The sequence below is a fragment of the Flavobacterium noncentrifugens genome (assembly GCF_900100375.1).
GTDB classification, from domain to species: Bacteria; Bacteroidota; Bacteroidia; order Flavobacteriales; family Flavobacteriaceae; genus Flavobacterium; species Flavobacterium noncentrifugens.
The window spans coordinates 1018668-1034548 of the sequence record NZ_FNEZ01000001.1; the positions used below are offsets into that span (position 1 = coordinate 1018668).

13 protein-coding genes are annotated in these 15881 nt (G+C 40.9%); 4 read left to right on the forward strand and 9 right to left on the reverse strand.

The genetic code is table 11. The features are described from left to right. Positions 1–16: 16 nt before the first annotated feature. The 9 genes from BLS32_RS18800 to panC form a co-directional block, all read right to left on the reverse strand. A complete protein-coding gene (locus BLS32_RS18800; RefSeq protein WP_371860014.1) occupies positions 17–367 on the reverse strand; it encodes an NAD(P)H-dependent oxidoreductase in 351 nt (116 codons plus the stop codon). A 15-nt stretch (positions 368–382) separates the two neighbouring features. Beyond that, positions 383–709 carry an NADPH-dependent FMN reductase family protein gene (locus BLS32_RS18805; protein WP_307725606.1) on the reverse strand — a complete coding sequence of 109 codons (327 nt, stop codon included), beginning with the start codon at positions 707–709 and terminating at the stop codon, positions 383–385. Positions 710–828: 119 nt separating this feature from the next. Beyond that, positions 829–1695 (reverse strand): helix-turn-helix domain-containing protein, encoded by an 867-nt coding sequence (locus BLS32_RS04555; protein WP_091392261.1) that lies wholly within the window; start codon positions 1693–1695, stop codon positions 829–831. A gap of 1 nt (position 1696) precedes the next feature. After that, positions 1697–3652 carry a transglycosylase domain-containing protein gene (locus BLS32_RS04560; protein ID WP_091392451.1) on the reverse strand — a complete coding sequence of 652 codons (1956 nt, stop codon included), beginning with the start codon at positions 3650–3652 and terminating at the stop codon, positions 1697–1699. 16 nt (positions 3653–3668) lie between these two features. Then, a complete protein-coding gene (radA, locus tag BLS32_RS04565) occupies positions 3669–5030 on the reverse strand; it encodes a DNA repair protein RadA (RefSeq protein ID WP_091392263.1) in 1362 nt (453 codons plus the stop codon). A 7-nt stretch (positions 5031–5037) separates the two neighbouring features. Beyond that, positions 5038–6180, reverse strand: coding sequence for an alpha/beta hydrolase (locus BLS32_RS04570; RefSeq protein WP_091392265.1), 1143 nt, complete (start codon positions 6178–6180; stop codon positions 5038–5040). Between the two features lie 52 nt (positions 6181–6232). Continuing rightward, on the reverse strand, positions 6233–7195 hold the full coding sequence (locus BLS32_RS04575; RefSeq protein ID WP_091392267.1) for a lysylphosphatidylglycerol synthase transmembrane domain-containing protein: 963 nt from the start codon (positions 7193–7195) through the stop codon (positions 6233–6235). A gap of 2 nt (positions 7196–7197) precedes the next feature. Further along, complete coding sequence (gene panD, locus BLS32_RS04580) at positions 7198–7548, reverse strand: aspartate 1-decarboxylase (protein WP_091392269.1); 351 nt, start codon at positions 7546–7548, stop codon at positions 7198–7200. A gap of 14 nt (positions 7549–7562) precedes the next feature. Next, positions 7563–8411 (reverse strand): pantoate--beta-alanine ligase, encoded by an 849-nt coding sequence (gene panC, locus BLS32_RS04585; protein ID WP_091392271.1) that lies wholly within the window; start codon positions 8409–8411, stop codon positions 7563–7565. A gap of 108 nt (positions 8412–8519) precedes the next feature. Between panC and BLS32_RS04590 the strand changes: the two genes are divergently transcribed. From BLS32_RS04590 to BLS32_RS04605, 4 genes are all read left to right on the forward strand, one after another. Then, positions 8520–9326 carry a glycogen/starch synthase gene (locus tag BLS32_RS04590; RefSeq protein ID WP_091392273.1) on the forward strand — a complete coding sequence of 269 codons (807 nt, stop codon included), beginning with the start codon at positions 8520–8522 and terminating at the stop codon, positions 9324–9326. A 17-nt stretch (positions 9327–9343) separates the two neighbouring features. Further along, positions 9344–10882: a BamH family beta-barrel-assembly machinery protein gene (locus tag BLS32_RS04595; RefSeq protein WP_091392275.1), complete on the forward strand. Its 1539-nt coding sequence runs from the start codon at positions 9344–9346 to the stop codon at positions 10880–10882. Between the two features lie 9 nt (positions 10883–10891). After that, positions 10892–12739: a glutamine--fructose-6-phosphate transaminase (isomerizing) gene (gene glmS, locus BLS32_RS04600; RefSeq protein ID WP_091392277.1), complete on the forward strand. Its 1848-nt coding sequence runs from the start codon at positions 10892–10894 to the stop codon at positions 12737–12739. Positions 12740–13025: 286 nt separating this feature from the next. Beyond that, complete coding sequence (locus tag BLS32_RS04605; protein WP_091392279.1) at positions 13026–15872, forward strand: carboxypeptidase-like regulatory domain-containing protein; 2847 nt, start codon at positions 13026–13028, stop codon at positions 15870–15872. Positions 15873–15881: the final 9 nt, after the last annotated feature.

The following is a 15881-nucleotide window of genomic DNA, read 5'->3' on the forward strand; positions in this document are numbered from 1 at the left end:
ATTTGTAATCGTACATTTATAAGCCCAGCATTTTTTGTAAATAAGCAGGATAATTTTCTAAATCTTCTTTAATGTGTTTGTTGTGGTACACGTCATAGCAATAATATCCGGGGATTATTTCAAAGCCGGTAAAAAGATAATTTGCCGCCACATTGAACAAAGCATCATCGGCACTTTTGCCTTTAAAAAGATATTGTGCGTTGTCATTAAAGCTTTCTTTTGGTGCATTCCAAGTGGCAGAAATCATAAATTTTTTGCCTTGCATTTTACCGCCCATTCTGTATTGTTTTGAGCCTTCAATTTCTGAACGTCCGTCACCGGAAAGGAATTTTCGACTTTTTAAAGCGCTGTTGAACACTTCATCCACATATTTTTTATAGATTCAGGGCGTATTTTCCCAATTCACCGGTGTTTGCAAAATGACAATGTCTGCCTGTAAATGTTTCTCGACTTCTTCATCGGCATGATAACCGTTTTCCACTTTTGTTTCGAGAACGGTATAATTTTTAGAGATGAAAAATGCTTTGGCGGCATTGTAAAATGATGCATTTAGATTTCCTTCAGACCAACCCGGATAGGTGAAGTGCGTGTTGATGAGCAATACTGTTTTCTGCTTACCGTCATTTTTTTTTGCCGCAATTTGTGCTGTGGTTTTTGTTGCAGCTGCTAAAAACATGATTAACATTGCAAATAGAATTCTTGTTTTCATTTGATTTTTTACTAAAGCAAAAGTAAAAAGCTGTAGGATGAACGAATGAAACAGACTACTAATAAAAAAGAAACAAATTACCGATATAAAAAAACGCTCCTGAATGGGAGCGTTTGTACCTAATTTTTGCCGTTTGCCTGCAGCCGATATTCTCTTGGCGTGAGGTTTACTTGTTTCTTGAAGAATTTTGAAAAGTAGTTGGGATATTCAAAACCCAGTTCATAAGCCACCTCGGTCGTGTTGAGTTTCTTATTTTCTATCAATAAATCCTTTGCCTTCTTGATTACAAAATCGTGGATGTTTTCCAGCGCAGATTTTTCGGTAAAATGCTTGATGATATCGCCCAGATAATTGGCGGTTAAGCCCAATTTATCTGCAAAGTATTGAACGTTTGGAAGATGGGAAACAGGTTTGCTGTAATAATCAATCAAGCTTTGTTGAAAGTCGGTTACAATGCGGTTGTATGCTTTTGGATCGGTTGAAAATTGTCTTTTATAAAATGCTTCAACCAATGAAATCAACACATTTACATACGACAAAAGCACATTGTAATTTTGTTTTTCGCTTTCGTAATATTTTACCATCAATCGAAAAACAGCACTGATTTCCTGAACTTCATCCTCTTGTAAATATAAAGCTTCGTGTTGTCCGTAATCGAGATAGGTTTTGAACAAGTATCGGTTTTCTTCGATGATTTTCTTCGAAAGCTGGACATACATTCCGGTATAAGTCGGCTCTACATCCCAGCCTATAGGCAAAATCAAATTCGGACTATTAAAAAAAACCGCCGTAATCGGTCGTCTGTCCGGAGTGGCATTATTTACAACATTGATCTTAATGGAAATTCGGTAAAAATCAACAGTTATGGCTTCAGATTTTAATAACATATTCGGCGGATCATAATAACCTACGTCAATATCGGCGTCCAATGGTTTTTTCAGGCCGAGATAGTCGTTATAAGATTTAAAATCTGCGAAATGTTTCATTTTAAAAATTAAATTCTTCAATAGAAGTCGAATCAACAGCCGTCGAATCTTTCACGACTTTCGTCCTGATGAAGGAACGCGCCGCACCCGAAACCATAATCGGCAATTCGTAAATCGTATCTTCAGACGTAATGATGCCGCGCCTCAGCATGATATTTCTCACCATTTTGTCGCGGTTTACAGCAAAATTTCTCAGATTGCCTTCGTCATTAAATTGGTACATAAATTTCCTCGGACTCGGAATGATATTCGCCAAATACAAACATTCATTCAATGACAATTGCGATGGCGATTTCTGGAAATAAAAATGGGCTGCTTCGCCAATGCCGTACACATTTGGGCCCCATTCGATGATGTTGAAATACACTTCGAGCATGCGTTCTTTGCTGATAATGCGGTTGTTTTCCATCACATAAACCAATAAGATCTCTTCCAATTTTCGCGATAACGTTTTTTCACGCGTCAGGAAAACGTTCTTGATCAACTGCATGCTGATCGTGCTTGCGCCACGGGAAAATTTTCTGGTTTTGATGTTTTTGATGATCGATTGCTTGAATGCCTGGTTGATGAAACCGTGATGCGAGAAAAATGACGGATCTTCTGTCGTCAATACCGATTTTCTCAGATAAGGCGTAATTTCAGACAACGGCGCGTAATTCGGATTTCCTGGGCCAACAAGAATCGGGCGCTGCGGCTTGCCATTGATCATCGCCCGATACACGAATGATCCGTTGAGTTTGTTCAGATCGGCTTCGCCATATTTAAGGATTTTAAGGTTTTCTTTGTTGAGCTTGCTTTCAAAAACCAAATCGTTTGGCCTGTCTTTGTTGTATTCAAAATCAAGTCGGTAATCAAAAGTACCTTCGGCTTCCATGCCTTCAAAATGCGTAAACAAACCTTCGGGCAGCGATTCGATAAAATCCTGCGCTTTCATTCTTGGCAACGCAATTTTCAGCTTGTAAATTTTGTCTTTTTCGTTGTTGTATTCGACGTAGGGATTGAATTTCATCTTATTTAAAAGTACGGTCGAACTGCTGTCAATCGCAATGAAGCTTTCGCCGAAAAGGAAATGGTAATCGAAACGCGCATTGTTGATCACGACATCTTTACTCGCAATTTTCTCGTGGTTGACATGCAGGTTCGCAATCGAAGTAAAGCCGTCAATGTGCAATTCATCGCCATCCATGTCAATATTTTCCACGTTTAAACGAATCGAATCAAAGCCTGCAGTCAAGTTGTAGCGTTCGTCAAAATACGGCACTTTAATCCTTCCGGTATCGATGTTAAAAAACCGAATGTCGGCCTGTTTGTTCCGCGGATCGGCAAATCCTTTAATTTTCCAGCGCTGCGTAAACGTGTTGGTTTGCACTTGGATTGCCGTTTCGAGCTGTTTGTCTTCGAGCGTTAAAGTTTTAAGGTTGAGCTGCGCTTTTTTGCCCATGTCATCCATTTTGAGCGACAGGTTTTCGAGCTTCATATCGGTTGGGACCAAATTTAAAGCGTTGGTCAAAATCCGGTAAGCCAATTCGGCATAATTCGTTTTTTCATCCGATGTGGTTTCTTTCTTTTTCGGAAGGAATGCATCGAAATTCCGGCCATTCGCGTTGCGTACCAATTGCACGTAACCGTTTTTAGCATCAAGGCTTCCAAGCTGCACATTTCCGGTAAACAAATGCCAGAAATTGACCGTTGTTTTCATGCTTTCAATGCGGAAAAGCGTGTCGGCATGTTTGGGTTTCAGTACGACATCTTTAAGTTCGACGCCAGTTAATCCATTGAATTTAGCCAGTTTGACCGTAAAATTGCTGTCGTAATCCTGGTCCATTTTCTCTTTGACTTTTACAATGGCTTTCTGAAGTAAAGCATCGCGAAAAATATAAACACCGGTTATTGCTAAAACAAAAATCACACTTAGAATCGAAAGTGTCAGTATAATTTTTTGTTTTCTGGTTCTCATGTTGTAGGTTTTAATTTTATCCGAACAATTCGCTTGCGACATCTTCAATTTTAGATACTAAGCGGATTTTGATAAACGTATTTTTTAATGCAATCTTGTTGTATTTAGAAACGAAAATCGTGGTAAACCCGAGTTTTTCGGCTTCCTGAATGCGCTGGTCAACGCGGTTCACCGGACGAATTTCTCCCGAAAGCCCGACTTCTCCCGCAAAGCAAAAACCTTCGCCAATCGGGATGTCTTCATTCGACGATAAAATGGCAGCCACGACGGCAAGGTCAATCGCCGGATCATCAACAGAAATCCCGCCTGTTACATTCAGGAAAACATCTTTGGTTCCGAGACGGAAACCGGCGCGTTTTTCTAAGACGGCCAAAATCATATTGAGTCTTTTGGCGTTGTATCCGGTCGTACTGCGTTGCGGCGTTCCGTAAACGGCGGTGCTGACCAATGCCTGAATTTCGATCATCAGCGGACGCATGCCTTCAAGTGTCGATGCGATCGCGGTTCCCGAAAGTGCTTCTTCTTTATGTGAAATTAGTATTTCTGACGGATTCGAAACTTCGCGCAAGCCACTTCCGAGCATTTCATAAATCCCGAGTTCGGCTGTAGAACCGAAACGGTTTTTAAGTGAGCGTAAAATCCGGTACACGTGGTTTCGGTCGCCTTCGAATTGCAAAACCGTATCGACCATGTGTTCGAGGATTTTTGGTCCGGCGATCGTTCCGTCTTTGGTAATATGTCCGATTAAAATAACCGGAACATTCGTTTCTTTTGCAAATTTGATCAGTTCGGCGGTGCATTCTCGGATTTGCGAAATGCTTCCCGGCGAGGCTTCGATGTAATCGGTATGCAAAGTCTGGATCGAATCGATAATGACGACATCAGGTTCGATTTCCTGAATTTGCTTAAAGATATTCTGGGTTTTCGTTTCGGTCAGAATGTAGCAATTGTCGCCATTTGGCGTAATCCTTTCGGCGCGCATCTTAATTTGCTTCTGGCTTTCCTCGCCTGAAACATACAGGGTTTTGTAAGGCAGTTTGAGTGAAATCTGCAACAGCAAGGTGCTTTTTCCGATTCCGGGTTCGCCACCTAAAAGGATCAGCGATCCCGGAACGATGCCGCCACCGAGCACGCGGTTAAGTTCGCCGTCAAAAGAATCCATGCGGATTTCCTGTGCCGAATCGATTTCGTTGATTTTTAAAGGCTTGCTGGCCTTTGTTGTGGTTGTGGTTTCGGGTTTCCAGCTTTGCTTTTCAGACTTCTGGATGATTTCTTCCACTATGGTGTTCCATTCTTTGCAGGAGTTGCATTGTCCTTGCCATCGGGCATATTGGGCGCCGCAATTCTGGCAAAAAAAGGAAGTTTTAACTTTTGACATAAATGTTTTACATGTTCTTGATTTCGTCGGCCTTATTGAGCATCATGTCTTTGGTAAGGTTTCCAATCTCTTCTTTCTGGTAAGCGCTTTGGTAGCTTTTTACTGCGCGTTTGAGGTCGCCTGTTTTTTCATACATCAGGCCCATTTCATAATCGGCGAGCATGCTTTTCGGGTAATTTTTTCGGGCAAGATCGGCAAGTTTGTCAAATTCGGCGTAAGCCTTATTCTTTAAAATCGCGGCTTCGATCGCTTTGAAATCGTTCAGCCTGACCTGCATTTTAATGTTCAGGGATTTTTCCATGACGTCATATTTATTGATCAGATAATCAACAAATCCGCCTGGAAGCGTAACAATTTTCTCATTGAATTCGGCACTTGAAATCGGTTGGTACACCGCAAAAAATTGGTACAATGCGTTTGGAATCGAATGCAATACCAGCGAATAATGCGAAGCGCCTTTAAAATCGTCAAACTGATAATTCAGCGTTGGTTTTGAGATTTTTTTCGCGGCGGCATCAAGCGCCTGGATGCGCGTTCTCATTTTTTTCAGGTCGCCATCGGCAGTCGAATGATAATAGAAAATTGGCGTTGTGATCAGGGAAAAACGTTCCGGCAATTGCTCTTCCATGCCCAATGGCAATTCCGGGCTTAATGAAATATACGCGTTAAATAAAGGTTGGTCTTTGTATAAATACAGGTTTAAAAATCCAGCAGTAACATCATGTCCGGCGATGATTTTAAAAGGCGCAAGCCTAAAATTCTTTTCGAGGTACGGCATCAGTTCCAATCCTAAAAATTCAAAAAACCGATCTCCTTTTTCATCAGGCAAACCCGTTGTTGCATCTACAGAGCAGTCGTTTTCACGCTCGTTGTTTTTATTTTGGCTGATGCCAACGATGATCACTTCGGGAAGATCGTCCCAGTAATTCCCATATTGAATGGCGCCCTGGAACGGATCAAAAAGATAATCGCCGTCGAGTAATAATAAAAGCGGGTATTTTTTAGCCGGATTTTTAGCGTAAGACGGCGGAAGGCTGATCGTAAGCTCGCGGTCTTCTTTTAGTTTTTTTGAAGGGAAAGTTTCAACGGTTTTTTGCGCATCGGCAGCGATAAAAGTGATCAGAGTGATCAGAAGCAGGAAATTTTTCATGGTTGGCCGGATTGGTTTTTGTCGGTTTGAAAACAGACAGCAATATAACGAATTATTTGCTTCGGTTAAAAACCGGCAGAAATAAAAATGACAGCACGCCCAACAAGACCAATACCAGCATTTGGGACGTCCAGACGATCCATCCGAATGCATTTCCAACCGTTTCAGAAATGGAATAGAACAGTAAGATTTTAGAGATCAGGAACGGATAAGAACCGAAACCGCTATTCGTAAAAGCAATGGCAATACTTCCGACAACAAACGAGGTCACGACTGCGCCGATCGACAAATGGCTTGTTTCAGGAAAAGCGAAGATCGTCACGTAAAACATTCCGATAAACGACAACCAGATGAAAATCGTGTGAAAGAAATAAGCCCATTTTTTTTCCATGTGTACGAGGCTGAAAATCCCTTCTTTGAGTCCGGACACCTTTTGTTTGAGGCTCAGGATCAGTTTTGAACGGGAATACATGTAAATCAGGATCAAGACGACAAAAGCGACCAATCCGGCAACGACAAGAATCAGTAATTTTTTTAATGGGATTTTGTCGAGGATGAATGCTTTAACCACGTCAAACTGCAAAGTTACAGCGAGTAGCATAAAGAGCAAAAGAATCACCATGTCGACAATGCGTTCGGCAACTATGCTTCCGAAACCTTTGTCAAATGGGATGCCGTTGTATTTTTTGACAACCAATGCCCTTGAGATTTCGCCCGATCTTGGAACCGTTAAGTTCAGCAAATACCCAATGTTGACGGCCATGAAATTATTCTGGAATGACGAAGTGTAGCCCATTTGCTCGAGCGAAAACTTCCAGCGGTAAGCGCGTGAGGCATTTCCGAGGACGGCAATAAATCCGGCGATAAAAATATAGGTGTAATCGGCATTTTTAAAATAGCCTTCAATTTCTTTGATTTGTTCCGGTGTAAACTGGTGGTAAGAATAGTAGATCAGGTAAACGCCCAGTAAAACCGGGAGTAAAATGGATAACCACTTGCTGATTTGCTGCTTCACAATTACGTAAGGGAATTGTCTTTTTCGTTAGGAAAAACGAGGCTAGGCTTAAATAATTTGGCTTCTTCGAATTCGAGGATCCCGTAAGAAATAATAATGATAATGTCGCCTTTCTGGACTTTTCTAGCCGCCGGGCCGTTTAGCGTAATTTCGCCGCTGTTGCGATTTCCTTTAATCGCATAGGTTTCGAGGCGTTCGCCGTTATTGATGTTGACGATGGAAACTTTTTCGCCTTCAATGATATTTGAGGCTTCCATTAAAGCTTCGTCAATGGTAATACTGCCAATGTAATTGAGATCGGCTCCGGTTACGGTAACGCGGTGTATTTTCGATTTTACAACTTGAACTTGCATGGGGCAAAGGTAAATTAATTTAATGAAATAGTATCGATCAATCTGATTTTGTTGACAAAAACGGCGATGAACGCGCGGTATTTATGGCCTTCGGTTTTGTGTTCGAATGGCAATAAAGTCGCTTCATCTGCGATTTCGAAATATTCGAGGTCAAAGCCCGGAAGGATTTCGAAAGTGCTGTAAACCCAATCGGCGACCTGCTTAGCACTTTCTGTGCCAAAACGCGTTTTTGCTTCTTTGAGGGTTTTGTATATGACAGCGGCGTTTGTTCGCTCTTCAGGTGTCAGGCGTTCGTTTCTGGAACTCATTGCAAGCCCGTTTGCTTCGCGAAAAATCGGGCAACCGATGACGTTTACAGGCAAATGGTGTTTTTCGACCATTTTCTTTACGATCTGCAATTGCTGGAAATCTTTCTCGCCGAAATACGCGTTGGTGGGTTTTACGATTTCAAACAGGCGCTTTACGATCGTGCCGACACCGTCAAAATGTCCGGTCCTGAACTTTCCTTCCATCTGATTTTCAAGTCCGTCGTAATCGAAATGCGTAGAAACCGTTTCGCCTTCATAAATGTCAGCGACACCTGGTGCGAAAACAATAATATCGGAATTCAATTTTTCAATTTTTTCAACATCGGCGTCAAGCGTACGCGGGTATTTTTCGAGGTCTTCGGGATTGTTGAACTGCGTTGGGTTCACAAAAATACTGATGACGGTAAAGTCGTTGTTTTTTAATGATTCTTCGAGCAAAGATAAATGCCCGGCGTGCAAAGCGCCCATGGTTGGTACAAATCCGATCGTGCTGTTTGGGGTAGAAACAGATTTCAAATGGGCTGACAAATCGGCTTGCCTGCTGAATATAAGCATGTGCGTTTGATTAAAATACGGTGCAAACTTAAGATTTTAGTTAATAACTGCATAAATTTTTGTAATTTTGCCTGTTTTTTGTTGACAATAAGTAAAGTAAATTACAATATGGAGGATAAGAGGATATTATACGTATCATCTGAAGTTGTGCCCTATCTGGCTGAAAATGAGGTTTCTTTAATGTCTTATGATGTTCCGAAAATGATCAATGATCAGGGTGGGCAAATCAGGATATTCATGCCCAGATATGGAAATATAAATGAAAGAAGGCACCAATTGCATGAAGTAATCAGGCTTTCGGGAATGAATTTAGTTGTCAACGATCTTGATATGCCGCTGATTATTAAGGTGGCGTCTATCCCAAAAGAGCGCATACAGGTTTATTTTATCGATAACGACGAATATTTCAAGAGAAAAGCCACGTTTACAGATGAAGAAGGTGTTTTGTATCCGGACAACGACGAGCGTGCGATTTTCTTTGCAAAAGGCGTGGTTGAAACGGTGAAAAAACTCAATTGGGTTCCGGACATTATTCACGTTCACGGCTGGATGGCCGCGATGCTTCCGGTTTACATGAAGCATTATTATAAAGATGAAGCGCTTTTCGCGGATACTAAAATCGTGACTTCGGTTTATTCTCAATCTTTTGAAGGTGCGCTCGACCTTGAAATGATCAACAAAGTAAAATTTGATAATGTTCCTGAAGAGGCGATTAGTTTCCTTGAAACGCCAAATTACGAAAACATCCTCAAAACGTCGATAAACCACTCTGATGCAGTGATTATCGCGTCTGAAAACCTGTCTCCAAGTTTAACAAAATTTATAGAATCATCGGGAAAACCTTTTCTACCTTTCGCCCCCAAAGACCGGTTTGCTGAGGCATACACGAGTTTTTACAAGAATTCGGTTTTATAAATATTTATTAAGGTCAAATGAAATACCAGACGTTTTTTAAACAAATAACATTCGTTTTATTTGTGAGTTTTTTTGCATCCTGCGACAATGATTCCAATGACATTGGAACCAATATAGTAGGAGATGATAATTTTGCAGTTCAGGGACAGTCTTTTTCTGTAAAGGCGACGCCATACAATTACGGAGTGGTTGCTTCAAACAACCTTCCCACTGCGGCATTAGGAACTTACGTCCATCCGGTTTTTGGAAAAACGACAGCCAATTACGCTACAGAAGTGGTTCTTGCAACGGTAAATCCTACCATCGACGCGACATTATCTCCAACAGTTACAGAGGTAACGCTGTCGGTTCCGTATTTCAGTACCGTTTTAAGTAGCGATGCTACGACTGCAATCAGTACTTACGAACTGGATTCCATTTACGGCAATGCGTCGGCTTTCCTGAAACTGAAAGTTTACAGATCGAGGGTTTATATGAGCGATCCAGCAACGCCAAATTTTTACACAGACCAGAATACGCTTTTCCAAAACCCATCAGCTGATGACTTTCTAGGAGGAAATGATGATTTTTTCTTTGATAAAGTGTATAAAGAAGAAGAAACGTTCGATGAAGATACAAATGAATATGTTAAATCAAAGGTGTCTCCACGAATGATACTTAGTTTGGAACCGGATAAGTTCAAAGACATTTTGTTTTCGGCTGCAGCGCAAGGCCAACTGCTCAATAATAATGTGTTTAAGCAGTATTTTAGAGGGTTGTATTTTAGTATAGAAGAAAGGGATCCTGGCCAGTCGGTTATGGGAATGTTAAACTTTGCAGCGGGAAAGATTACAGTTAAATACTTAGAAAAAAAGGTTGCTGCCGATGCTCTGCCTACGGTAAAGAAAACGATTGTGCTTAATTTGACCGGAAATTCTGTAAGCCTTCTTAACAAAACGAATGCCGCTGTCATTCCTGACGAAGCGAAAAAACTGGTTCTTGAAGGTGGACAAGGCAAGATGGCCGTAATCGAGTTGTTTCCAAATGAAAACCTGGAAACCCTTAGGGCTGAAAACATGTTGATTAATGATGCAACGCTTACCTTTCATGTTGATACGCCTACGATGGCAGGTTCTGAGAATATGTCACGACGCATCTATCTGTATGATTTAACAAACAATACGCCTATAATTGATTATAGTTCAGATGTGACCACCAATGCGACCAATGTTAAGCTAAACAAGAGTATTTACGGTGGGATTTTACAGGTCGTGAACAATGGGACTGACACCCGATATACGATAAAACTCACAAATCATGTGATAAATATATTGAAAGATAGCGATAGCAGCCCGTCAGATAATGTGAAACTAGGATTGGTTGTCACTGAAAATATAAACGCAGTAACTACGAAAACATTGAAAAATGCATTTACTTTACCAACTGGTGAAAAAGTAGAAACTGTTCCAACCATGTCGGTTGTTCATCCTTTTGGAACTGTTTTATGGGGAAGCGGGGCAGATGTTCCCGAGGACAAAAGACTAAAATTTCAGATTTATTATACAAAACCTAATTAAGATAAGATTATGTGTGGAATTGTCGGATACATAGGATTTAGAGAAGCTTATCCAATTGTGATTAAAGGCCTTAAAAGGTTAGAATACAGAGGATATGACAGCGCAGGAGTGATGCTTTTTGACGGAAATGACCTTAAAGTTTCCAAAACAAAAGGCAAAGTTTCTGACCTTGAGGAAAAATCCAAAGAGATTTCCCAGTCGGGTACTATCGGAATGGGACATACGCGTTGGGCTACTCACGGAGTGCCAAATGACATCAATTCGCATCCGCACCTTTCAAATTCAGAAAACCTTGCGATCATCCACAACGGAATCATCGAAAATTATGAGCCTCTGAAAAAGGAACTGATCAAAAGAGGATACGTATTCAAGTCGGATACCGATACGGAAGTGTTGGTTAACCTGATCGAAGAAGTTAAAAAGAAAGAAAACCTCAAACTCGGGAAAGCGGTGCAAGTGGCGTTAAACCAGGTTATCGGCGCTTATGCTATTTGTGTTTTTGACAAACAAAAACCAGACGAAATCGTGGTGGCCCGTTTGGGAAGCCCGTTGGCAATCGGTGTTGGAAAAGACGAGTTTTTCATCGCTTCCGATGCATCGCCATTTATCGAATATACTTCAAATGCGATTTATCTGGAAGATGAGGAAATGGCGATCGTAAGATTGCACAAGCCTTTAAAAATCAGGAAAATCAAAGACGATACAATCGTAGATCCTTACATTCAGGAACTTCAGATGAATTTAGAGCAGATTGAAAAAGGCGGATACGACCATTTCATGCTCAAAGAAATCTATGAGCAGCCAAATGTTATTAAAGATACTTATCGCGGAAGGCTTTTGGCTAATGAAGGCATTATCAAAATGGCCGGGATCGAGGACAACCTCGAAAAGTTCCTGAATGCCGACCGCATCCTGATCGTAGCCTGCGGAACTTCATGGCATGCCGGATTGGTCGCAGAATACATCATTGAAGAATTTACAAGAATTCCGGTTGAAGTAGAATATGCGTCAGAATTCCGTTACAGGAATCCGATCATCAATAAAAACGACATCGTCATTGCCATCTCACAATCCGGTGAAACGGCTGATACTTTAGCAGCAATCAAGTTGGCTAAAGAAAATGGCGCTTTCGTTTTCGGAGTTTGTAATGTTGTAGGGTCTTCCATTTCAAGAGAAACCCATGCAGGCGCTTATACGCACGCCGGGCCTGAAATTGGCGTAGCATCGACAAAAGCATTTACGACACAAATTACGGTTTTGACGATGATCGCTTTGAGATTGGCTAAAGCCAAGGGAACGCTTTCAAACTCTGACTTCCACAGGCATTTGCAGGAACTTGAAATCATTCCAGAAAAAGTGCAGGAAGCTTTAGAAATGACCAATGAGGTCGCTAAAACCATTGCCGCAAAATTCAAGGATTCTCAAAATTGCCTTTACTTGGGAAGAGGATATAATTTCCCGGTGGCTTTGGAAGGAGCCTTAAAATTAAAAGAAATTTCATACATCCACGCCGAAGGTTATCCTGCAGCAGAAATGAAGCACGGCCCGATCGCTTTGATCGATGAGCAGATGCCGGTAGTTGTAATTGCCCCAAAACAAGGACATTATGACAAAGTCGTGAGCAACATTCAGGAAATAAAATCAAGAAGCGGAAAAATCATTGCAATTGTCACCAAAGGAGATACCCAGGTTCGTGACCTTGCTGATTATGTGATTGAAATTCCCGATACTTCAGATGCTTTGTCACCGTTGCTGACTACCATTCCATTGCAATTGTTGTCTTATCATATTGCAGTAATGAGGGATTGTAATGTTGACCAACCAAGAAATTTGGCCAAATCAGTAACAGTTGAGTAACATTAAAATATAAGTTGAAAAAGCGGAATTTATTTCCGCTTTTTTTGTGCCTTTTAAAAAAATTTCCCAAGTATTTATTTTTGAATAAAATGCTATTTTATATGTATGCATAATATTTTTTATACCTATTATATCGATATAGTTGTAAATGTTTAAACATTTGATAAATATTGAATCAATAGTATTCAATTAAAAATTTGTTAATTGTGAAAATATTTTGAGCCCTTTTTATTAATGTGAAAAATATTTGTACATTGGCATTATAAACCACAAAAAATCTAACCCAATGAAAATGTACTTATTTATTTTGTCGTTGTTTTTTTGCAGCATCATGCATGCGCAAACGACAATTACAGGTTCTGTTACCGACAGCAACAACCTGCCAATTCCCGGTGCAAATGTAAAAGTCTCCGGAGATAATGCAGGAACTGTCACAGACATGGACGGAAAATTTTCTTTAACTGCTACCAGGAAACCGCCTTTCACAATAGAGGTTTCGAGCGTAGGATTCGGTGTTAAAAAAGTTGACGTTCAGTCTGAGAACCAAAAAATAGCGGTAAAGTTAACTGATGAAGAAAACAAACTTGACGAAATCGTAGTATCGGCTTCAAGAACGCCTGAAAGGGTTATAGAGTCGCCTGTTACAATTGAAAGAATGGGGCTTCAGCAGATTAAAAATACCACTGCAGCGAGCTATTATGATGGTTTGGAAAACCTGAAAGAAGTACATTTCAATACAAGCAGTTTGTCATTCAAATCGATCAATACACGTGGTTTTGCAACTGTTGCCAATACGCGTTTCATGCAGTTGGTTGACGGAATGGACAATTCTTCACCGGCATTGAATTTTGTTCTCGGAAACCTTATCGGTGTTTCAGAACTCGATGTTGCGAACGTAGAGTTGTTGCCAGGTGCATCATCTGCACTTTACGGAGCCAATGCGTTCAACGGAATTTTATTCATGAACAGCAAAAGCCCATTCACAAATGAAGGAATCAGTACGTACATAAAATACGGGCAAACCAGACAAAATGTAGCCGGAACCAACGATTACTGGGATTTCGGAATGAGGGCAGCGAAAGCTTTTACCAAACATTTTGCAGCGAAAGCCAACTTTACTTACTTAAGAGGTACAGAATGGATTGCAGACGACAGAAACAGTGTGACTGACGGCGGAATCGGACATGGCGTAAACCAAAATTACGACGGATTGAACCTTTACGGAGATGAGGTGACCACCTTCATCAATAATGTAGGACAAGTGAGCCGCACCGGATACCGCGAAAAAGATTTGACAGACAACAAAATCGAAAGCGTAAAAGCCGACTTCTCTTTGCACTTCAAGCCTTGGGCAAATGATTTTGAAATCATCCTCCAAAGCAAAATTGGTACAGGAAATACGATTTATCAGGGTGCCAACAGGTATGCGCTCAAAAACTTTTACATGAACCAGAATAAACTGGAAGTAAAAGGGAAAAACTTTTTCGCACGTGTTTACATGACTACTGAAGATGCAGGAGATTCTTATGACATGCGTTTCGCAGGATGGAACGTTAATGCCTTGTCAAAATCTAATACCAACTGGTTTACAGATTACGCAACAGCTTTTCAGCTTTCATCGGCCATCTTAGGATTGAATGCGAATGGCGCTTCAAATTACGCAAGGGCTTTTGCAGATACAAACATGTCGCCTGGATTAAACCTAACGCCAAATACCAATCCGCTGAATCCTTCTGAGCCAAGAAATGCGAGATTTGAGCCGGGATCAACGCAGTTTAACAACGCACTAAAAACGGTTACGGCTAATCCTGATTTAACTCAGGGTGCAAAATTCATCGACCACTCAGAAATTTACCATTCAGATGTAAATTATAACTTTAAAGACATCATCAAATTTGCTGAAATCCAGCTTGGAGGTTCTGCAAGACAATATGTAATGAATTCTGAAGGAACGATCTTTACAGATTATGATGGCCCGATCAAATACAACGAATTCGGTGTTTACGGCCAGTTGACTAAAAAATTCCTTGAGGAAAGATTGAAATTCACCGGATCTGTCCGTTATGACAAGAGCCGCAATTTTGACGGATTTTTCTCTCCAAGGGTATCTTTTGTCTATTCTGCCGGGGCAGATAAAAGACATAATTTCCGCGCATCTTACCAAACAGGTTTCAGAAACCCTACGACCCAGGACCAGTATATCGGACTTGATTTAGGCCCATTCGCCCTGATCGGATCAGCACCTGACAACCTTACGAGATTTACAGAAATCAGACAAAACAATGTGAATGGTGTGACGATTTCTGCACAAGGGCAGGAAATTCTTGGTGCAGACCAGGTGACGCTTTCAGGGGTTAACGCTTACCAGAATTCATATACTTTGAGTTCTGTACAGGCATTTGATGCTGCAAGAAACAGCGGACAAACAATCGCTGCATCGGCTGCTTTGCTTGAAAAAGCAACAATCGGATTGGTGAAACCGGAAAGGGTTCAGGCTTTTGAATTGGGATATCGTACTATTGTAAACAACGACCTTTCAGTAGACATCAGCGGATATTACAACATTTACAATGACTTCCTGAACCAGGCAAGGGTTTATACGCCTTATTATGGTGACGCCAACGATACTTCTGCAGGATCACAAGCGGTAGCTGCGATCAATAACAAAGATAGAAGGGTTTACCAGATTTATACCAATTCAAGAACGGAAGTGAAATCTAAAGGTTTCGGTGTTGGATTGTCTAAAAAAGTATACAAAGATTTCGAATTGGGTGCCAACTACAACTTCGCAGAATTTGAATTTGATCAGTCGAAAGACCCAAGCTTCATCGCTGGTTTCAACACGCCTAAACACAGGGTAAAAGCATCGTTAGGAAATGACAAATTGTTTAAAAACTTTGGGTTCAACGTGAATGTAAGATGGAATACGGAATACTTATGGGAGTCTTCGTTCGCAGACGGCATGGTTCCGGAAAATACGGTTTTGGATGCGCAGATCAATTATGCCATTCCGAAAATCAAATCCGTACTTAAAGTAGGTGCGAACAACCTTGGCGGAAAAGATTACATCCAGGTTATCGGAGCAGGACAAATTGGAAGGCTTTACTTTGTTTCCTTAACGATCAATCCTTAATTCATTCAT